Source organism: Neotamlana laminarinivorans (genome assembly GCF_020523925.1).
In the GTDB taxonomy this organism is placed as follows: domain Bacteria; phylum Bacteroidota; class Bacteroidia; order Flavobacteriales; family Flavobacteriaceae; genus Neotamlana; species Neotamlana laminarinivorans.
Genome location: NZ_JAJAPW010000002.1, coordinates 45,088 through 67,110 on the forward strand (window position 1 = coordinate 45,088; position 22,023 = coordinate 67,110).

A 22,023-nucleotide genomic window follows, 5' to 3' on the forward strand; every position below is an offset into this window, starting at 1 on the left:
CAATTTAATTCTAAAATTTAAGGCAAGTATAATTAAAAAAATCGATAAAAAACAAATAATAATCGTTAAAACGCGCTTTTTAGTTAAAAAAAGTTAAGTTTTTAAAATTTAAATGTTAAAGTTAAAGAATTTTATTACGAAATATTTAGTGCCAAATCTTCAATTTTTGAAAGCAAACGAATTTTGATAGTAGATTGTTTGTTTGAAATTTTATTATATTTCGAAATATAAATAGTTGAAAACCCTAATTTTTCAGCTTCTAAAATACGTTGCTCTACACGTTGCACAGGTCTAACCTCTCCAGATAAACCTACTTCTGCTGCAAAACAGACATCTTTTGGTAATGCTACATCTTCATTTGAAGATAAAATAGATGCTACTACAGCTAAATCTATTGCAGGATCGTCCACAGAAATGCCTCCTGTAATATTTAAAAACACATCTTTAGTTCCTAACCTAAAACCTGCACGCTTTTCTAAAACTGCTAACAACATATTTAATCGTTTAGCATTAAAACCAGTAGCACTTCGTTGTGGAGTACCATAAACAGCTGTACTTACTAATGCTTGCACCTCTATCATTAAAGGACGCGCCCCCTCAAGTGTTGCTGCTATTGCATTTCCAGACAACTCCTCATCTTTCTTTGATATTAAAATCTCTGAAGGATTTGTTACTTCACGCAACCCGCTTCCTTGCATTTCATAAATACCTAATTCGTTTGTAGAACCAAAACGATTTTTATGTGCTCTTAAAATTCTAAATACATGATTTCGGTCTCCCTCGAACTGCAAAACCGTATCGACCATATGCTCTAGTATTTTAGGTCCAGCAATATTACCATCTTTTGTTATATGACCTATTAAAACTACTGGTGTGGCTGTTTCTTTTGCAAATTTTATTAGCTCTGTAGTACATTCTTTTATTTGTGAAATACTTCCAGAAGAGGACTCTATATAATCACTATGCAAAGTTTGAATAGAATCTATTATAACCACATCTGGTTCAAGTGATTCGATTTGTTTAAATATATTCTGAGTTTTTGTTTCGGTAAGAACAAAGCAGTTTTTGCTATTAGGCTTAATTCGTTCTGCCCGCATTTTTATTTGTTTTTGACTTTCTTCCCCCGAAACATATAAAGTTTTGTAAGGCAACTGTAACGATATTTGTAAAAGCAACGTGCTTTTCCCTATACCTGGCTCTCCACCAAGCAAGGTTACAGATCCTGGTACTATTCCGCCACCTAAAACCCTATCAAACTCACCATCAAAAGTATTTAAACGTGTTTCTTTAGCAGAATCTATTTCATTAATTCTTAATGGAACAGAGGACTTTTTTAATGCTGTTGAAGGAGATTTCCAATCATTTTTATCTGGCTTTTGTATAACCTCTTCAACTATAGTATTCCATTGTTTACAGGCATTACACTGCCCTTGCCATTTAGCATATTGCGCACCACAACTCTGACAAAAAAAAGAAGTTTTTACTTTTGCCATTAATATCCAAAATCGTCTTTAATGGCATCTACCAATTCTAGAATATAATCTTTAGTTATACCTGCAATTTCTTCTTTTGCAAAAGCTTCTTGATATGTATGCATAGCTTTTTTGGCCTTACCTGTTTCTTCGTAAAATCTACCTAAATAATAACCAGATAAAAGACTATCTGGATAATATTTATTTGCTATTTTACTTAATTCTTCATAATACTCAAAACCTTCATTTTTTTCAATAGCAGCCGCTATTGCCTTAAAATCATTAATTATTACTGGTTTCTCTACACCATAAAAATCGTTAATTGCACCATATTTTTCTTGAAGATAAGTAACTGGTGAATATTCTAATTTTAAGATAACGTTTTGATATTCTTCTTTACTTATAGGTTGGTAAATCTTGAAAAATTGTTCTATTGCCTCTGGTATAACCCTGGTTGGCAGCGAATAATGTGAAGCGCCTTCATACAATTTATATGTATATTCAATATTAGGGTTGTCTATACTTACCAAATCTTGATTTAAAGCGCTTGTCATTTCTAAAACAGATTTAGAATCTTTTTTTGTATTGGCTAAGTAATAAAATGTTTTATCTTCAAGCTTTTGAAATCTTTCTGGAATATAGTCTAACATGTTCGGTGCAAGCTCAGGACTTGACACTATATAACCACTAAATAGCGGCAATGGTTTTAATAAAAAGTAATTTATATAATTGGCCGTACTACCATGACCAACTAAAACTCTAAAACCTGTTGTTCTGTAAGTTTTTTCAATATAAGGAACTAACTCAATACCAATAAACTCAAAAAAACTAGCACTAGAATCTATTGGTAATGAATTTTGCTGCCCATACATACTATCTTCAAAACGTGTATCTACTTGGTTTACCCCTACCACAATAGCATCTGGCATATCTTGCCAATACGATAAATAATCTACGTTTGCAGCCACAACTTCAAACATATAATCTCCATCTAAAACTATAAATATTGGATATTTTTTTTCTGGATTGTTTTCATAACCTCTAGGTAATTGTATTTTAATTTCCCTAGTTTGATCAAGCTTAAGCGATTCTAATTTTTTATATATAACTTGACTATGAGAAACCACAGAAGCTAATACAATTAGTGAAAAAAGTAAATTCTTTTTCATTTCTTTTGATTTGAGATTTGATGTAGCAAGGTATAAAAAAAGTAGAATTTTAAAAAACGATATATTTTACCTTTTTCTATTTAAAATAGGTAAACATATTAAAGACAGACCTCCTAATACAATTAACATAACGGTTTGCGAACTCCACATAATCCAACCAAAAGCCCTACTTGGGTTTTCTGGTATACTAAAAAGAGTAAATGCTAACACAATGGCTTCTGGATACGAACCTACACCTCCATTAGTAGCAGCTATACTAAAACTTGCAGCAATAAAGCCAATTAAAAGCGCTGCTATTGTAACGTTACTTGTTTCAGGTAACGCAAATGATGTGGTGTAAAACATAAGTAAATACATTAACCAAATAAAAAGAGTATGAAAAATAAAAGGCCATTTCTTACTCATTTTAAAAATACTTAAGACGCCCTCCGTAAGTCCTTCCAAAAAACCTTTAACCTTTTGTGCAAATTTAGATTTACTTCTAGCAACATAAATGATAACAGACAACAATAAAAACAAACCTATTACCAACAAAGAAACTATACCCTTTGGATTAAATTTAGTTATTAAAAAACTATAAATAAACTCAAACTCTAGCACTAAAGTTATTGCTATTATAAATAGCATAATTACCAAATCTGCAACTCGCTCTGCTACAATGGTACCAATGCCTTTTTCGAAGGGTACATTTTCGTAATTAGTTAATATTGAAGCTCTAGCTACTTCACCTGCTCTGGGTATTGTATAATTTATTAAATATGTTGCAAAAACAGCCATTAAGCTATTTTTAAACTTAATATTGTAACCCATTGGTTCTAATTGAAATCGCCAACGATAAGCCCTTGATAAATGACTTAAAAAACCAAAAAATATTCCTAAAAACACATAAGCATAATTGGCCTTTTTAAAGTATTTTATCAATTCGTTTATGGATATTTGTGATAGAGAATAATAAACCAAAAAAACTCCCAATAATAATGGGAGTCCAATTTTTAAAATACTTTTTATATTAAATTTCAAGAGAAATTATTTAAGCAAGTTGGTAGCTTCATCTGGAAAAACTAGTGCAGGTTTAAAGCCTTTAGCTTCTTCAATATCCATAAATGCGTATGTTATTAAAATAAGCGTATCTCCTAAAGCAACTTTTCTAGCAGCCGCACCATTTAAAGTAATTTCACCACTATTTCTTGGCCCTGGGATACAATATGTTTCCAATCGTTCACCATTGTTATTATTTACAATTTGAACTTTTTCACCTTGTATAATGTTAGCAGCATCCATTAGATCCTCATCTATAGTTATACTACCAATATAATTGAGTTCTGCACCTGTGCATTTTACTCTGTGTATTTTAGATTTTACTACTTGAATTTGCATGTAACAAAGATAATTAATTTAGTGCGATATTATCTATTAGCCTAATATCATCGGCATAAACCGCTATAAATGCTCTATATTTTTTTTTGCTCGATTTTCTATGAACGGGTTTTAAGGTTTCTGCATCAGCAATTATAAAATATTCTAGTTCTAATAAATTATGCTTTGCAAATTCCATGGTTACCCATTGCGTTACTAAAGTAGCACTTTTTGTGCCAAAGTACATTCTGGCAGATTTTAAAGTTTTGTAAATAAATGGTGCCGCTTCTTTATATTCTGGTTTTAGCCTAGTGTTTCTTGAACTCATTGCTAAACCAGATGCCTCTCGATAAATATCGCAACCTACAATTTTAACTGGAATGTTATATTTTTCAACTAATTTTTTAATTATAGCTAGTTGCTGAAAATCTTTCTCTCCAAAATAAGCTTTATCTGGAGTTATAATTTCAAAAAAACGTTTTACTACAGTTCCAACACCATCAAAATGTCCATGACGAAACTTACCTTCCATTTCATGTTCTAGCCCATCAAAATTAAAAGATTCAGAAACAGTATTACCTTCATAAATATCATTTACCGAAGGTGCATAAACAACGATATTATCCTTATTAACAGACTTTAACAAATCAACATCAACCTCTAAAGTTCTCGGGTATTTCTCTAAGTCATCTTGATTATCAAACTGGGTTGGGTTTACAAAAATAGTAACCACCACCTTATCATTTTCACTTAAAGCGCGCTTTACTAACTGAAGGTGTCCTTCATGCAACGCCCCCATAGTTGGCACTAAACCAACAGTGTTTTGGTTGCTTTTAAATGATGCAATTGCAGCTTTAATTTCTTCTTTCTTATTGTAAACTTCCACGTTTCTTAAAAAATTAACGGGTGCAAACTTAAGATTTTACAATCAAATTAGCATAAATTTTTGTAGTTTTGCATGTTTTTCTTTTGAATTTAAAGAAAAAAAGCTTTTTAATTCGACAAAAAACAAATCAATAATTACTAATGATTTTTAAAATCGTTAAAAGTCAACAAAAACAAACATATGAAAGATAAGAGGATATTATATGTATCATCTGAAGTAGTGCCTTATTTACCTGAAACCGAAATTTCTTCTATGTCTTTTGAAGCACCAAGATTGGTGAATCAACAAGGTGGGCAAATTCGTATTTTTATGCCTAGATACGGTAATATAAATGAACGCAGACACCAATTACACGAAGTTATAAGACTTTCCGGTATAAACCTAGTAATTAACGATTTAGATATGCCGCTTATCATTAAAGTAGCATCTATTCCTAAAGAGCGTATTCAAGTTTATTTTATAGATAATGATGAATACTTTAAACGCAAAGCAACATTAACCGATGAAGATGGCAACTTATTTCCAGACAACGACGAGCGTGCCATATTTTTTGCAAAAGGAGTAATTGAAACCGTAAAAAAATTAAATTGGTCTCCAGATATTATACATGTTCATGGATGGCTAGCTGCTCTGCTACCGGTTTACTTAAAGGAATATTATAAAGATGAACCTCTATTTAACGAAAGTAAAATTGTTACATCGGTTTACAACCAAAGTTTCGATAATATGCTAAATAACGATTTAATTAACAAAATTAAATTTGATAACATTACCGAAGACGCTGTAAAGATTTTAGACCAACCTACATATAACAACTTAATGAAAGTAGCTATTGATTATTCTGATGGTTTAATTGTTGGTTCTGAAAATATTCCAGATGAACTTAACGAACACATAAAGTCTTCAGACAAACCAATGTTAGAATACAAAAGTAGAGACGAGTTCGGAGAAGCTTATACATCGTTTTTTAATAATGATATTTTAGGAGCATAAACCAATTATTTTTGGTTTAAGAAAAAAATAATTCTCCAATAAACAAATTTTAAAGTTTTTACGTACATATAATAAAACATAAAATACAACTAAATTATATATGTGTGGAATTGTAGGCTATATTGGCCATAGAGACGCTTACCCAATAATTATAGAAGGATTAAAAAGACTAGAATACCGCGGTTACGATAGTGCAGGTATAGCTCTTTTTGATGGAGAAACCCTAAACATCTCGAAAACCAAAGGTAAAGTATCAGATTTAGAAACACGTGTTGTTACCGAAATACCAAAAAAAGGAACAGTAGGCATTGGCCATACACGTTGGGCTACTCATGGTGTACCAAACGATATAAACTCTCATCCACACAAATCAAACTCTGGCGATTTGGTTATAATTCACAACGGAATTATAGAAAACTACGAATCATTAAAACAAGAATTAACAGCCAGAGGATATACATTTTCATCAGATACAGATACAGAAGTACTAGTTAATTTAATAGAAGATGTAAAACAACAAGAAAACGTAAAGCTAGGACAGGCTGTGCAAATAGCACTAAACCAGGTTATTGGGGCTTACGCCATTGCTGTTTTCGACAAAAACAAACCAGAAGAAGTTGTTGTTGCTCGTTTAGGAAGCCCTCTTGCTATTGGTATTGGCGAAAATGAAAGCGAATTTTTTATTGCTAGTGATGCTTCTCCTTTCTTAGAATACACAAAAGATGCCGTTTATTTAGAAGATGAAGAAATGGCTATTATTAGTCAAAAAAAAGGCGTTAAAGTTCGCAAAATTAAAGATGATTCTCTAGTTGATACTTACGTACAAAAGCTACAACTTAACCTAGAGCAAATTGAAAAAGGTGGCTACGACCACTTTATGCTTAAAGAAATACACGAACAACCTAAAGCTATTAGAGATACTTACCGAGGAAGACTTTTACGCAACGAAGCTATAATTAAAATGGCAGGCGTAGAAGATAATATGAAGAAATTCTTAAACGCTAACCGTTTTATTATAGTTGCTTGTGGCACTTCATGGCATGCAGGACTTGTAGCCGAATATATTTTTGAAGACTTAATAAGAGTACCTGTAGAAGTAGAATACGCCTCAGAATTTAGATATAGAAACCCTGTAATTAACGAAAATGATGTTGTTATTGCCATTTCTCAATCTGGAGAAACAGCCGATACTTTAGCAGCAATTAAACTTGCAAAATCTAAAGGTGCTTTTGTATTTGGTGTTTGCAATGTTGTAGGTTCCTCTATAGCAAGAGAAACCCATGCAGGAGCATATACGCATGCAGGACCAGAAATTGGCGTGGCTTCAACAAAGGCATTTACCACACAAATTACAGTACTAACTTTAATGGCACTACGCTTAGCTCGTGCTAAAGGCACTATTAGCAGTTCAGATTTTAGAACATGCCTATTAGAGTTAGAATTAATACCTAATAAAGTCGAACAAGCTTTAAAGTCTGATATTCACATTAGTTTAATTGCAGACATTTATAAAAATTCTTTAAACTGCTTGTACTTAGGGCGTGGCTACAACTTCCCTGTTGCTTTAGAAGGCGCACTTAAGCTTAAAGAAATTTCATATATTCATGCAGAAGGCTATCCTGCTGCCGAAATGAAACACGGCCCTATTGCTCTTATAGACGAAAACATGCCAATTGTAGTAATTGCCACTAAAAAAGGGCATTACGAAAAAGTTGTAAGCAATATTCAAGAAATAAAATCTAGAAAAGGTAAAATAATTGCTATTGTATCTGAAGGTGATGAGCAGGTAACAGAATTGGCAGATCATGTTATTGAGGTTCCTGAAACTTTAGAATTTTTAACACCACTACTCACTACTATCCCATTACAATTACTGTCCTATCATATAGCTGTTTTATTAGATAAAAACGTTGATCAACCACGTAATCTGGCAAAATCTGTAACGGTGGAGTAGTTTTTTAATATATTAGGTTTAAACTAAAAGCTCCTCAATAAGCTTTATTCGCATTCAAATTGCTGTTTTTTTAAACAAACAGTAATTTTTAATCGTCTTTTTTGTTAAAAAAGTAATATTAACGCATACTTTTTCATATTTTTATTATGAAGTAATGCATTAATATACATATATTGCTTTCACAATTTAAACTAAACTTAATACATGAAAACAATTCTCCAATTCATTTTCTTGTTGATTTGCGGTATATCATTTTCCCAAACAACATTTTCTGGATCTGTGGTTGACGAAAATAGCCAACCCATACCAGGAGCAAACATTATTATTTTAGGCACCTCAACAGGTGTTGTCACAGATTTTGACGGAAACTTTACATTAACCTACGGCCAAAACCCACCGTTTAAAGTCCAAGCTAGTAGCGTAGGCTTTGAAAGTCAAACCATTGAAGTAAACACAAAAAACCAAAAATTAAATTTTATACTTCAAGAAGGCACCACACTTGATGAAGTTGTAATTTCTGCATCTAGAACTCCAGAACGTATTTTCGAGTCTCCTGTAACTGTAGAACGCTTCGGTTTAAAACAAATAAAAAATACTGCTTCTGCAGATTTTTATGACGGCTTAGAAAACTTAAAAGGAGTAGATGTAAACACAAACAGTTTAACATTTAAATCGGTTAACACACGTGGGTTTGCAACCTTTGCAAACAATCGTTTTATGCAATTAGTTGATGGCATGGACAACTCCACACCCGCATTAAACTTTCCTATTGGAAACTTAGTAGGTATGGTTGAAACCGATGTTTTAAGCGTAGAATTATTACCTGGCGCATCTTCAGCTCTTTATGGAGCCAATGCTTTTAACGGTATTTTATTTATGAGAAGTAAAAACCCTTTTGACCACGAAGGCATTAGTGCTTCAATTAAAAAAGGTATCACTTCACAAAAAGCTGCAGGCGATAACGAATATACAGATATAAGTTTCCGCGCAGCGCAAAAATTTTCTGAAAAATTTGCAGGTAAAATTAACTTCGGATATTTAAAGGGAACTGATTGGGCAGCAACTAGTGAAGTTGATAAAATTGACCCGACAAGAACCAGAGCAGATTTAGACTATGATGGTATAAATGTGTATGGTGATGAAGTTTCAGCTAACATTAGATCGCTTGCTCCAGAATCTATTAAAGGTATAATTCCTGATGTAGATGTTAGTAGAACAGGATATAACGAACGCTATTTAACAAATTACAACGCAGAAAGTATTAAAGCTGATTGGGGTTTATATTATCGACCTTGGGAAAACGATTTTGAAATTCAATATGTTGGTAAAGTTGGAACAGGCTCTACCATTTATCAAGGAACAAACCGTTATAATATTAACAACTTTTTTCAACAGCAACATAAATTAGAGTTTAAAAACAATAACTTCTTTTTAAGAGGGTATATTGTTGCAGATAAAGCTGGAGATTCTTATGATATGGTTTTTACTGGTATTAATATAAACCGCGCCTGGAAAAGTGACGAACAATGGTTTGGCGAATACATTGAAACCTATGCAGGAGCCACATTAACTGGTGCTACCGAGGCCGAAGCACATGCCGCTGCTCGGGCTCAAGCCGAATCTGGAAGATACGAACCTGGTTCTGATGAGTTTATAGCTGCTTTTAACCGAAGTATAAACGATCCTGATTTATCTACTGGTTCAAAATTTCAAGATGCATCAAAATATTATCACGCCGATGCTAATTACAATTTTAGTCATTTAATAGATTGGGCAGAAATTCAATTAGGAGGATCTTACAGACAATATGCTTTGAATTCTTCAGGAACTATTTATACCGATTACGATGCTCCTATTGAGTATTCAGAATATGGATTATACACTCAAATTCAAAAAAACATAGAATTAAACGATGCTTTAAATTTAAAGTTAACAGGTTCTATGCGTTACGATAAATCTGAATTTTTTGACGGATTTGTTTCTCCAAGAATTTCTGCTGGTTTAACCGTTAATAAAGACCATAACTTTAGAGCATCTGTACAAACTGGTTTTAGAAACCCAACCACACAAGATTTATTTATTGGTTTAGATGCCGGTAGAGCTATTTTAATTGGTTCTGCACCTACAAATCTAGACAGATATGTACGTACTTTCAATGTAAGCACAGAAGGACAAGCACTAGGACAAGGCGAAACCGTAACACAAACAGGAAGAGTAGCTTACGAAAACTCATACACAGCTAGTTCTGTAGCAACCTTAGCCGAAACAGGTAATCCTGCAGATTTAGTAGTTTCAAACCCAGATATAATTAAACCAGAGCAAGTATCTTCTGCCGAGGTTGGTTATCGCGGCAAGTTCAATAATTTAATTGTAGATTTAAGTGCGTATTACAACAAATACAAAGATTTTATATCTCAAGAAGTTGTAGTTTCCCCTTATTACGGAACTGTTGGAGACGGTGGCTTATCTATAGCCGCAATAGCAAACGACGACTACCAAGCTTATAGCACTTACACAAACTCTCCTGCAGATGTTAATTCTTATGGAGCATCTATAGGTTTATCAACAAAAATATTTGGTGATTTCGATTTAAGTGGAAGCTACACTTATGCAAAATTAGACTTTGATAGACAAACTTATCCAGACTTCACCACAAACTTCAATACACCAGAACATAAATTTAAAGCTTCTTTTGGCAACACCGAATTATTTAAAAACTTCGGTTTCAACATTGCATACAGGTTTAGCGATGACTATTATTGGGAAGCAACTTTTGGTAATGGTTTAGTTCCAGAATTTCATGTTGTAGATGCTCAAATCAACTTAAAAGTTCCAAGCATAAAATCTGCCTTTAAAGCTGGTGCAACCAACCTATTGGGCGACGAATACTTTACTGCTTTTGGTACAGGAAACATTGGTTCTATGTACTACGTATCATGGACAATAAACAACCTATAATATTATGAAAAATACAACTTACACTAAATATACATGGCTTTTTGTTTTACTAATAGGGTTTGTTTCTTGTAACGAACCTGAAGATGTATTAGCCGATTTTAATATTGATACCACAACAGAAGAATCTTCTGAAACACTAGTTACTGGTACAGCAGATTTTTCAACTTACGTTGCCATAGGTAATTCTTTAACCGCTGGTTTTACAGATAATGCATTATTTATAGCTAGCCAAGAAAACTCTATACCCAACATATTATCCCAAAAATTTCAACTTTTAGGCAGTGGAACCTTCACACAACCTTTAATGAATGATAATTATGGCGGACTTATTTTAGGAGGAAATGTAGTTTATGATCCTACTACGGGCGAACAACTATTCGCACCAAGATTAGTAACTACAGGTGGAGCACCGTTAGCCTTAACAGATGTTATTGGAAATGTCACTCCTACTACAGATTTTCTATTAAACAATCCTACAGGGCCATTTAACAACATGGGCGTTCCAGGAGCAAAAAGTTATCATATAATTGCTCCAGGTTATGGCAATATAGCTAACTTCCCTACAGCTGCAAATCCTTATTATATTAGAATGACTGGAAGTACTCCCGATGCTAGTATTCTGGAATTATCACTAGCTCAAAACCCAACATTTTTTACTCTTTGGGCTGGAAATAATGATGTTTTAGGATATGCAACATCAGGAGGAGACAGTAGCGACCCTATCACAGACGAAACAACATTCAATTATGCAGTATCAACCATTGTTAATGCTTTAACTGCATCAGGAGCTAAAGGAGTTATGGCAAATATTCCTTATGTAACAGATATTCCGCATTTTACAACAGTACCTTATAATGCATTAGATCCTACAGATGAAGATACTGGCGCCGATTTAGTGGCACAAATACCAACCCTAAATACTGTATATGGTGCTTTAAATCAAATTTTTTCGGTTTTAGATCCTTCAAGAATTATTACCTTTTCTGAAAGTGAAGCTAATGGAGTAGTTGTTCACGATGAAACACTAACAGATTTATCTACACAAATAACAGCCTCTCTGAGCTCTAGCGACAGCTTTTCTCTTTTTGTACAAAGCCTTGGGCTATCTGAAGCCTATGTACCACTTGTAGCAACTTTAATGGGCAATTATTATGGACAAGCACGACAAGCTACAGAAAATGATTTATTGGTTTTATCTAGCAGTTCAATTATAGGTGAAGTAAACACAACTTCGTATGCTACACTTTTAAGTTATAATCTATCGCCAGAATTAGCTGCACAATTTTCTGTTGAAGGTATAACATTACCTTTAGAAGACAAATGGGTATTACTACCTAGTGAACAAGAAGAAATTAAAACCGCTACAGATATATTTAATACAACTTTAAAAAATGCTGCAGATAATGCTGGCTTAGCTTTTGTAGATGCTAATGCACTTTTATCAGAATTGGCTACTACTGGTTTAGCGTCAGATAACTTCATTTTAACTTCTAGTTTAGTAACCGGAGGAGCCTTTTCTTTAGATGGTGTACATTTAACCGCAAGAGGTTATGCTCATTTAGCAAACGAATTTATGAAAGCTATTGATACGACCTACGGTAGTAATTTTGAAGCATCAGGAAATTTAGTAGATATAGGAAACTACCCTACAAACTATTCACCTTTACTACAATAAGTTAAAAATTTCACAAATTATAAAAACACCTTCAAATCGAAGGTGTTTTTTTATTAAGAAAAACACAGAAAAACAACTTTCAATTTAAATTAAAAGGTATATCTTTGCAGCCGAAAACTAAAAGTGTTTTCATATAATTAAAACACATAATATTAAACAAATAAGCAATGTCTAAAGTTACAGGTAAAGTTGCACAAATAGTTGGTCCAGTTATCGATGTAGAATTCGCTGCTGGTTCAGAGCTTCCAAAGATTTATGATTCGTTAGAAATAAAAAAACCAGATGGTTCTGCTTTAGTATTAGAAGTACAGTCGCATATAGGCGAAGATACTGTTCGTACTATTGCCATGGATTCTTCAGATGGTTTAAGTAGAGGAACTGAGGTTATAGCTACTGGTGCACCTATCCAAATGCCAATTGGTGATGCTGTTTACGGACGCTTATTTAATGTAATTGGAGATGCTATTGATGGTTTAGGAAATTTACCTAAAGCAAACGATGCAGGTTTACCAATTCACAGACAAGCACCAAAGTTTGAAGATTTATCAACTTCAACTGAAGTTTTATTTACAGGTATTAAAGTAATCGATTTAATTGAGCCTTATGCAAAAGGCGGTAAAATTGGTTTATTTGGTGGTGCTGGTGTAGGTAAAACAGTATTAATACAAGAATTAATTAATAACATTGCAAAAGGTCACGGTGGTTTATCAGTATTTGCTGGTGTAGGTGAAAGAACTCGTGAAGGGAACGACCTTTTAAGAGAAATGTTAGAATCTGGTATTATTAAATACGGTGATGATTTTATGCACTCTATGGAAGAAGGCGGATGGGATTTAGCAAAAGTAGATAAATCTGCTATGAAAGATTCTAAAGCAACTTTCGTATTCGGACAAATGAATGAGCCACCAGGAGCACGTGCGCGTGTTGCCTTATCTGGTTTAACAATTGCTGAATATTTCCGTGATGGTGCTGGCGACGGACAAGGAAAAGATGTACTTTTCTTCGTTGATAACATTTTCCGTTTTACACAAGCAGGTTCAGAGGTGTCGGCACTTTTAGGTCGTATGCCATCTGCCGTAGGATACCAACCAACATTAGCAACCGAAATGGGTGCGATGCAAGAGCGTATTACTTCAACTAAAAAAGGATCTATTACATCTGTACAGGCGGTTTACGTACCTGCAGATGATTTAACTGACCCAGCTCCAGCAACAACCTTTGCTCACTTAGATGCTACAACAGTATTATCTCGTAAAATTGCCGAGTTAGGTATTTACCCAGCGGTAGATCCATTAGATTCTACTTCTCGTATTTTAACTCCAGATATTTTAGGTGCAGATCACTATAACTGTGCGCAACGTGTAAAAGAGCTTTTACAACGTTATAAAGAGTTACAAGATATTATTGCTATTCTTGGTATGGAAGAATTAAGTGAAGAAGACAAAATGGCTGTAGGACGTGCTAGACGTGTACAACGTTTCTTATCTCAACCTTTCCACGTAGCTGAACAGTTTACAGGTATACCAGGTGTATTAGTAGATATTAAAGAAACTATTAAAGGTTTTAACATGATTATGGATGGTGAATTAGATCACTTACCAGAATCTGCATTTAACCTTAAAGGAAGTATTGAAGAAGCTATTGAAGCTGGTGAGAAAATGTTAGCTGAGGCGTAATTGGTTTATAGTTGTTGGTTGCTTTCCAACAACTTAACAACAAACAACTAAAAGAATATGTATTTAGAAATTGTATCACCAGAAGCAACACTTTTTAGTTCAGAAGTAGACTCTGTTGTTGTACCAGGTATAAATGGAGAGTTTGAATTATTAAAAGGTCATGCTCCTATTGTATCTCTTTTAAAAGAAGGTACTGTTAAAATTAGAACACATTCTCAAAACCATTTAGAGCTAGATGATTTACACGGTAATGTTGTTCCTCATAAAGACGACAAGAAATTACTAACGGTAGCTATTAATTCTGGTACCTTAGAAATTAATAATAATAAGGTTATTGTTTTAGCTGATTAATAATAACACTTATTAAACAATAAAAAGAGCGCTAAATTGTAATAATTTAGCGCTCTTTTTATTTAATAACATTTAATTAAAAAACACTATTAAAACTTAACTCTAAAATATATACACATAACATAATATTAAAACATAAAACCGCTTGATAATGTAATTTTACTTACATGAAAGTTAAGTTTAAAACGGTATTACCTTTTGCTATTGTTTTAGCAGTGTTTTTTCCTCTTATTTTTGTTTTTAAAGAAGCATCTTCAATTTTTATAAATAGTTTTCACACTCCTAAATTAGATTCCTTTTTTATAAAAACAACATGGTTAGGTGAAGGTTTCATGCTAATAAGTGCATTACTTTTAATTTTGGTAAAAAAAACAAAATGGATAATTGCTTTTTTAATAGGACTTGCCATTCATTTTATTCTTATTCAAATAAACAAACTGCTATTATTTCCTGATGTTTTAAGACCCCTTGGGTACTTTGAAGCCATCGGTAAAGAACATTTACTTTACCGTATAGAAAACCTAAGGATATATAGAACAACTAGCTTTCCTTCTGGGCATACAACAGGAGCAACATTCGGTGCAGCATTTATAGCTTTTGCTTTTAAAAAAATACGAAGTGTTGCTTGGGTTATGATGGCATTATCGGTATTTGTTGGACTGTCACGAATTTATTTAATTCAACATTTTCTAATCGATGTTTATTTTGGGTTATTGTTTGGGTTTATATCTGCAGTATTAGCCATTGTAATAACAAAAAGAATTCATAAAAAATATGCTTGGATGAATAAATTTTTAATACCAAAATTTAAAAATTTAGAAGTTTATATTGAAGAACCTGATATTATTGAAGAATCTTGGAATTCTAACTAAATACAATGTTTCAATTTGTTAAAAAACATAAATTAAACATAGCTGTATTTTTAATTAGCTTAATGCTATGCTTACTAGGTTCAGGACATTATCCTATCTATATTTTAGACGAAGCTAAAAATGCCGAGGCTGCAAGAGAAATGTTAAGCAATGGCAACTTTATAACGCCTTATTTCAACAACATTTTAAGAACAGACAAACCGCCTTTACATTACTTTTTTATGATTTTAAGCTATAAAATATTTGGTGTAAATGCCTTTGCTGCTCGTTTTTTTTCTGGTGTATATGGGGCATTAACCATGGTAACCTCTTACCATTTTGTAAAAAAAAACACAAACAAAACTAATGCATTAGTTTATATTTTAATATTATGGTCTTCGGTATTTTTTGTACAAGAATTCCATTTATCGGTTCCAGATCCTTATTTAATTTTCTTTATAAGTGCAGGTTTATGGTGTTTTTATAATTTTCAAGTTAGCAACAACAAAACATCGCTTTGGCTATTTTATGTATGTTTAGCCTTTGGTGTATTAGCTAAAGGGCCCGTTGCCATTGCCCTACCCGGCTTAATTTGTTTAATTTTTATTATAGCTACAAAACAATTTAGTGTTAGCGGAATTTTTAAATATAAACCTATTTTAGGTTTATTAATTATTTTAATAATTGCTCTACCTTGGTATATTTTAGTACATATAAAAACAAATGGAGCTTGGACTCAAGGTTTTTTTATTGACCATAATATAAATCGATTTGGAAGTAAAATGGAAGGTCACGGAGGTATTTTTTTAATCACCTGGGCATTTGTTTTGTTAGGGCTAATGCCTTTTTCGTTTTTTATAATTAACGCCATTAAAAACGCTTATTTTAATAGAAAAAACACATTAACCTTATTTGCATTAATTGTATCAAGTGTCTTTATTGTATTCTTTAGTATTTCTGGCACAAAATTACCCAACTATACCATGCCTTGTTATCCGTTTTTGGCATTTATAATAAGCTTGTATTTAGTTAAAACTTATCAAAATAATAAAAAGAAAACAGGAATTACTGTAGTAGTTATTTTAATAACAATGTTATCCGTTTTATTACCCATTGCTGGGAAATTGGCCCTGGCTAACGAAAAATCACTAACGGCTGTAAGTAATGTAGCTTATTGGTTAATACCTACTTCAGTTTTATCGGTAATAGGATTGTTTTTTTATTTAAAAAATCAGTTAAATAAATCGTTTCTTAGTATTGCTTCAGGTTGGATAATTCTGGCTCCTATACTATTTCTAGTAATTTACCCTAAATTAACAAATGAAAGTCCTGTACAGGCTTCAAAAAAAATAATTTCAAAAAACAGCAAAATAATAGTTTATAAACGCTTTGATCCTGCTTTTCCTATTAATTTTAAACGAACATTTAATGTAAGTAACCAAGCTTCAGAAGTGTTTCATTTTATTGAAAATAATCCGGACGGTTTTATTATCACTAATGATAGAAACGATTACAAAATTCTTTCTGAGCACAAAAACTTAGAGCTTGTTCTTGAACGTAAGGCTATTTTTGAAAATCATACAACAAGAATTTTCAGAAAAAAACAATAATTATCTTTTAAAAATTAGTATAATCGTTGCTTTATAAAAGCCTTCTTTTGACTTTTAAAGTGATAAACTATTCCAAAAAGAGAAATAACTGCTGTTAATACAGAAAATAACAACCCTACAGTTACGGCCTTTGAAGCATCAAATAAAAACATAGAAGATGCTTGTAAAAAAATCATTTCGCGTACACCAATTCCTGAAAAGGAGAATATTGACAAAACAGAGGATATTAAAAAAACTAGTATATAAACTGAATAAGTGCTAGGTGCTAATTTTAAGGATAACAGAATAAAAACGACCGATAAACACTGCAATAACTGTATAAAAAACGATAATAGAATAGCTTTTGTAGAAATTTTAAAAAAAGAATTAAACCATTGTTTTAATATAAAATAAGAACCTAAAGCACCCAAAATTAGTAATACGCCTAAAAGCCAAAATAAATTTTCTGTTTTAAAATACGGCACAAAAAAACATATTAAAACAGTTAAAAAGCTAATTGCAATTAAACCAAAAAACCTATCAATAAAAACTACAGCAGAAAGCTTTTTTATTGGCCAATTAAACGTTTTATTTAAAATGTAAACCTTATAAGCATCGCCACCAACACCACCTGGAATAAAAAAATTATAAAACATGCCTAATAAGTATAGCTTATAATTGCTTTTTCTAGAAATAGCAAAACCGGAGCTTATAAAAATTAAATAAAGTCGTTTAGCTGATATAATTTGAGAAAAACTAAAACATAGCAATGCTACGATAAAAAACTCAATATTTATTTTTTGTAAAACACTATAAATATCTGTAAAAGAAATATTGGTAAAAACCCAATATAACAGAATACAAGTTACTGTAATTTTAAGAAGCGTATAAAGTTGTTTTTTTGTCTCCAAAACTTGTAATATTTCTAACGTTATAAGGTGTTTTGTTTTGGGACTCGTAATAGGTACGCATCAATAAATCTGCCACAATTCCAATTGTAAACAACTGAATACCAACTAAAATTAATAAAATCCCTAAAAATAACAAAGGTCTTGTGCCAATATCGTTCCCTAAAAATTTTACAATTAATAAATATATGTTTATTAATAATCCTAAGCCAAAAAATGCCATTCCCATATTACCGAATAAATACAATGGTTTTTGAAGGTATTTACGCTGAAAAAGTATAAGTAGCAAATCATTCATTACCTTAAATGTTCTTCCTAAGCCGTATTTTGATACTCCAAATTTTCGTGGATGATGTTTTACTGGTATTTCGGTTATTCTGGCGCCATCAATATGAGCATTTAGAGCAATAAAACGGTGCAACTCGCCGTAAAGTGGAATATTTTTTGCTGTTTCGGCAGTCATTACTTTTAAAGCACAACCTGCATCGGAAATATGAAGTTTTGTTGCTTTTCTAATTATAAAATTGGCAATTTTAGATGGGAATGTTTTTATAATATTATCTTTTCGTTTGGCACGAATACCTGTTACCAAATCCCAGTCTTCGGCAATTGCTAACTCTAACATTTTTGGTATATCAGAAGGGTCGTTTTGCATATCGCCATCTATAGTAACTACATAATTTCCACGAGCAAATTCTATACCAGCAGCAAGTGCAGAACTTTGTCCGTAATTTCGTTTAAGCTCAATAAGTATCACATTAGGATTTTCAAGAACTTTTATTTGCTGTCTAGTTTTATCTGTTGAAAAATCATCAACATAAATAATTTCATATTTATACAATTTTAAAGCATCTTCAATAGATTTTGTTAATAACCCAACGTTACCTTCTTCATTATAAACAGGTATTACTACAGATATATATGTATTAGAGCTCATTATAAGTTTTAATTTTCTTGAATTTCTTTTTCTAAATTTTTGGTATTTTTTTCAGCAAAATAATCTACATACCAATCTACAAATGCTTTAACACCATCGTTTAAACTCGTTGTTGGTTTATACCCAATGGCTTTTTTTAAGCTGGTTACATTCGCAAATGTTCGTTTAACATCTCCAGGTTGCATAGGCAAAAACATTTTCTTGGCTTTTATATTTAAATTATTTTCTAAGGCTTTTATAAATGCCATAAGTTTAATTGGCTTACTGTTACCAACATTGTGTAACACATAAGGTGGTTTTTTATTTTTTGCAACTGGCGGATGTTTGCTTATTCCTATTATGCCTTTTACAATATCATCTACATAGGTAAAATCGCGTTTCATTTTACCGTTATTAAAAATTTTAATGGGTTTGTTATTTATAATGGCATCGGTAAAAAGTGACGGTGCCATATCTGGCCTACCCCAAGGCCCATAAACCGTAAAAAAACGCAACCCTGTAGTTGGTATTTTGAATAAATGACTGTATGTATGCGCCATGAGCTCATTGCTTTTTTTGGTTGCAGCATATAAACTTATGGGTGTATCTACTTTATGTTTTACAGAAAATGGCACTTTTTTTTGATTACCATAAACGGAAGAGCTTGAAGCATATACTAGGTGTTTTACAGGGTTTTGCCTACAAGCTTCAAGAATATTTAAAAAACCATCAACATTACTTTTTAAATATACTTCGGGATTTTGTATGCTATAACGAACACCTGCTTGAGCTGCTAGATGAATTACAACATCGAATTTATGTGTTTCAAAAAGTTGCATAACTGCTTCCTTTTGGCATAAATCCATTTTAATAAAAAAGTAATTAGAATACGTTTCGGACTGGACCGCAACATTATTTAAAACCTTATGTTTTAAAATTCCGGTTTGTACTAAACGGTCGTATTTAAGTTGTGTACTGTAGTATTTGTTTAAATTATCGAAACCAACTACAAAATAACCTGCATTTAATAGTTTTGAAACTACATGAAAACCAATAAATCCGGCAGCACCTGTTACTAAAACTTTCATACGAAAACAACTCGATTAATACACCAAGTTATTAATTATTAAACGTATAAATATGTCAATAAATAAATACTAACAGTTATTTAATGGTAAGGAAACAAATGGATTTTAATTTACGTTATTGCTTAATTTAAATGTAACATTAAGCTTAATTTACACCTTTTTAATTACATTGGTTACAATGCCCCAAATAATAAAATCGTTATCTTCTGTTATTTTAATTATTGGATAATTGGGATTTTCCGGTTGCAAAAACATACCGTCTTTATCTATTTTTAAACGTTTAACAGTAAACTCTCCATCAAGAAAACAAACAGCTATTTTGTTATTAGCAGGCTCTATACTGCGGTCTATTACTAATAGGTCGCTATCTTCTAATCCTGCCCCAATCATAGATTGGCCGCTTACTCTTGCAAAAAAAGTAGCTTCTTTATTTTTTATTAGTTCTCGGTCTAGAGATAATCGTTCTTCTTTAAAATCTTCTGCTGGCGAAGGGAATCCGGCAGAAATACCTGTATCTAAAAAAACTGCATCTAGACCACTTGTAACTTCTGGTGTAAAAAAAGTTAGGTTTTTGCCTTTATGTATAGTATTGCTTCGCATTGTAAGTTATATTAATGTATAAATTTAGTAAACTTTGTAATTGAAAAAAAGAAGCTTTGTATATTTATAAAAAAACCTTCAGCTATAAAACTGAAGGTTTACTTATTTAATTAAATTATAAATCTTCTTATAAGTTAAAAGAAGCTCCAATATTTATAGTTACTTGGTTGTTTAATTTTTCAGCTGGATTAAGGTTTTCATCATAAGTAGCTAAAGGAAAATTAAGTTCTGAATAAACACCAAACCCTTCTGTAAAAAAGTAACGTGCACCAACATGACCACCAAAGTTTTTAAAACTTAAACTTAAACCAGGATATAAATCAAAATTATCGCTAACATTAATAACATTCCCTAAATTAGCGTTAAAACGCGCCTTAAGATCAATACGATCACTAAAATCGACATCATAAACATTATCTAAATCTTCATCTACACCTAAAAGATAAGTAGAGGATAACCCGATTGAGATGTTTTCTCCAATACCATAATCGTAACTTAAATTTAAACCACTACCATTGTCTTGAACATTTAAACCTACTTGAAATTTGGTATCACCTTTTCCTTCAAAAGCCTGTGCATTAATTAATAAAGTACTTGTTAATGCTAATAATAAAATTAAATTCTTCATAATATCTTTTATAGATTTGAAGTGCAAATATAGCCAATTTATATACTATAAAATTTACTTACTCATATTTTTGTGGGTTCTTAAAATGGCTTGTCTGTTTTTCCAGTCTATCCATTTTTGTCCTTTTATGCGGCGCATAGCATTGTCTAATGTCCGCATAATAAACACATTATAAATAGCTTTACTTAAGTTTTTGGGGTTTCTAGCTATAGCCCTTAAACTCATAGAAAAGCCAGGTGTTTCGTAACGCATATAGTGCCAATACCCTTCGGGAATATATAATATTTCACCGTGGTTTAGCTCACAAACCCAACCTTGAGCTTTTTTTAACGCAGGCCATTTTTTAAAATCGGGGTTGTTAAAATCAATGTCTTCTCGCGTTATTAAAGAATGCGGAATTTTGTATAAAACATCGTTTTGATTTTGGTCGAAAAGGATACACTTTTTTTGCCCATCAAAATGAAAATGAAAAATATTTGCCAAATCTATATCGTAATGCATAAAGGTATACGAATCTCTTCCTCCAAAAAACAACATAGGTATGCTTTTCATTAGGCGTAAACCAAAATCGGGAAATGTAAAATCTTTTTGTAATTGCGGTATTTCCTTTAAGGCATTCCATAAAAAAATACGAAACTTAGTAGGTTCGCGCTTAAGTAAATCAATATACTCGGCAAGTTTCATTTTAGCATGTGGTTCGTTAAACCCATCTTCATGATTTACAGGTCTGTCATCATAAAGCGGAACGGTAATTTCGCCACCTAAAGTTTTTATATACGCTAAATTCCATTTTTTATACGCTGGCCAATCTTCAATAAAACGCTCAATAACCACAGGTTTTTGTGGTTTAAAATAACATTTTAAAAACTCCTGTTTCGTAATAGTTTTTACCCTAGGAATGCTTTGTAAATTTAACGACAACGGTATAAAAATTAAGTACGCAAAGTTAACAA

The 22,023-nt window shown here is 32.1% G+C and carries 19 protein-coding genes; 8 read left to right on the forward strand and 11 right to left on the reverse strand.

What is annotated here, in order from left to right; translation table 11 throughout:
- Positions 1–134: 134 nt before the first annotated feature.
- The 5 genes from radA to panC all read right to left on the reverse strand — a co-directional run bounded on the left by radA (position 135) and on the right by panC (position 4,883).
- Complete coding sequence (radA, locus tag LG649_RS04010) at positions 135–1,493, reverse strand: DNA repair protein RadA (protein ID WP_226541177.1); 1,359 nt, start codon at positions 1,491–1,493, stop codon at positions 135–137.
- Complete coding sequence (locus LG649_RS04015) at positions 1,493–2,641, reverse strand: alpha/beta hydrolase (RefSeq protein ID WP_226541179.1); 1,149 nt, start codon at positions 2,639–2,641, stop codon at positions 1,493–1,495. Before LG649_RS04015 ends, radA begins: the two co-directional genes overlap by 1 nt.
- A gap of 66 nt (positions 2,642–2,707) precedes the next feature.
- Positions 2,708–3,661 carry a lysylphosphatidylglycerol synthase transmembrane domain-containing protein gene (locus tag LG649_RS04020; RefSeq protein ID WP_226541181.1) on the reverse strand — a complete coding sequence of 318 codons (954 nt, stop codon included), beginning with the start codon at positions 3,659–3,661 and terminating at the stop codon, positions 2,708–2,710.
- Between the two features lie 6 nt (positions 3,662–3,667).
- Complete coding sequence (gene panD / locus LG649_RS04025; protein WP_226541183.1) at positions 3,668–4,018, reverse strand: aspartate 1-decarboxylase; 351 nt, start codon at positions 4,016–4,018, stop codon at positions 3,668–3,670.
- Positions 4,019–4,031: 13 nt separating this feature from the next.
- Entirely contained in the window at positions 4,032–4,883 is an 852-nt protein-coding gene (panC, locus tag LG649_RS04030) for a pantoate--beta-alanine ligase (protein ID WP_226541185.1), read from the reverse strand.
- A 180-nt stretch (positions 4,884–5,063) separates the two neighbouring features.
- On the opposite strand from panC, the gene LG649_RS04035 reads away from it, so the two are divergent.
- From LG649_RS04035 to LG649_RS04070, 8 genes are all read left to right on the forward strand, one after another.
- Positions 5,064–5,876: a glycogen/starch synthase gene (locus tag LG649_RS04035; protein ID WP_226541187.1), complete on the forward strand. Its 813-nt coding sequence runs from the start codon at positions 5,064–5,066 to the stop codon at positions 5,874–5,876.
- A 100-nt stretch (positions 5,877–5,976) separates the two neighbouring features.
- Positions 5,977–7,830, forward strand: coding sequence for a glutamine--fructose-6-phosphate transaminase (isomerizing) (gene glmS, locus LG649_RS04040; protein WP_226541189.1), 1,854 nt, complete (start codon positions 5,977–5,979; stop codon positions 7,828–7,830).
- Positions 7,831–8,034: 204 nt separating this feature from the next.
- On the forward strand, positions 8,035–10,788 hold the full coding sequence (locus LG649_RS04045; RefSeq protein WP_226541190.1) for a TonB-dependent receptor: 2,754 nt from the start codon (positions 8,035–8,037) through the stop codon (positions 10,786–10,788).
- 4 nt (positions 10,789–10,792) lie between these two features.
- Complete coding sequence (locus tag LG649_RS04050) at positions 10,793–12,463, forward strand: SGNH/GDSL hydrolase family protein (protein WP_226541192.1); 1,671 nt, start codon at positions 10,793–10,795, stop codon at positions 12,461–12,463.
- 167 nt (positions 12,464–12,630) lie between these two features.
- Positions 12,631–14,139 (forward strand): F0F1 ATP synthase subunit beta, encoded by a 1,509-nt coding sequence (atpD, locus tag LG649_RS04055; RefSeq protein ID WP_226541194.1) that lies wholly within the window; start codon positions 12,631–12,633, stop codon positions 14,137–14,139.
- A 57-nt stretch (positions 14,140–14,196) separates the two neighbouring features.
- A complete protein-coding gene (locus LG649_RS04060) occupies positions 14,197–14,490 on the forward strand; it encodes a F0F1 ATP synthase subunit epsilon (RefSeq protein WP_226541195.1) in 294 nt (97 codons plus the stop codon).
- Between the two features lie 167 nt (positions 14,491–14,657).
- Positions 14,658–15,362, forward strand: a complete 705-nt coding sequence (locus tag LG649_RS04065) for a phosphatase PAP2 family protein (protein ID WP_226541197.1) — start codon at positions 14,658–14,660, stop codon at positions 15,360–15,362.
- Between the two features lie 5 nt (positions 15,363–15,367).
- Complete coding sequence (locus LG649_RS04070) at positions 15,368–16,951, forward strand: ArnT family glycosyltransferase (protein WP_226541199.1); 1,584 nt, start codon at positions 15,368–15,370, stop codon at positions 16,949–16,951.
- Between the two features lie 14 nt (positions 16,952–16,965).
- Here the strand turns inward: LG649_RS04070 and LG649_RS04075 are convergent, their stop codons facing one another.
- The 6 genes from LG649_RS04075 to LG649_RS04100 form a co-directional block, all read right to left on the reverse strand.
- On the reverse strand, positions 16,966–17,841 hold the full coding sequence (locus LG649_RS04075; RefSeq protein WP_226541201.1) for a lysylphosphatidylglycerol synthase transmembrane domain-containing protein: 876 nt from the start codon (positions 17,839–17,841) through the stop codon (positions 16,966–16,968).
- Positions 17,807–18,775, reverse strand: coding sequence for a glycosyltransferase family 2 protein (locus LG649_RS04080; RefSeq protein WP_226541217.1), 969 nt, complete (start codon positions 18,773–18,775; stop codon positions 17,807–17,809). The genes LG649_RS04075 and LG649_RS04080 overlap by 35 nt, the downstream gene beginning before the upstream one ends.
- Positions 18,776–18,783: 8 nt before the next feature.
- The gene (locus tag LG649_RS04085) at positions 18,784–19,842 is read right to left on the reverse strand and encodes an NAD-dependent epimerase (RefSeq protein ID WP_226541219.1); all 1,059 of its coding nucleotides are present in this window, start codon (positions 19,840–19,842) and stop codon (positions 18,784–18,786) included.
- 150 nt (positions 19,843–19,992) lie between these two features.
- Positions 19,993–20,442: a LexA family protein gene (locus LG649_RS04090; RefSeq protein ID WP_226541228.1), complete on the reverse strand. Its 450-nt coding sequence runs from the start codon at positions 20,440–20,442 to the stop codon at positions 19,993–19,995.
- Between the two features lie 127 nt (positions 20,443–20,569).
- Positions 20,570–21,070: a DUF6646 family protein gene (locus tag LG649_RS04095; protein ID WP_226541230.1), complete on the reverse strand. Its 501-nt coding sequence runs from the start codon at positions 21,068–21,070 to the stop codon at positions 20,570–20,572.
- A gap of 54 nt (positions 21,071–21,124) precedes the next feature.
- Positions 21,125–21,991 carry a cupin-like domain-containing protein gene (locus LG649_RS04100; RefSeq protein WP_226541232.1) on the reverse strand — a complete coding sequence of 289 codons (867 nt, stop codon included), beginning with the start codon at positions 21,989–21,991 and terminating at the stop codon, positions 21,125–21,127.
- Between the last annotated feature and the right edge of the window lie 32 nt (positions 21,992–22,023).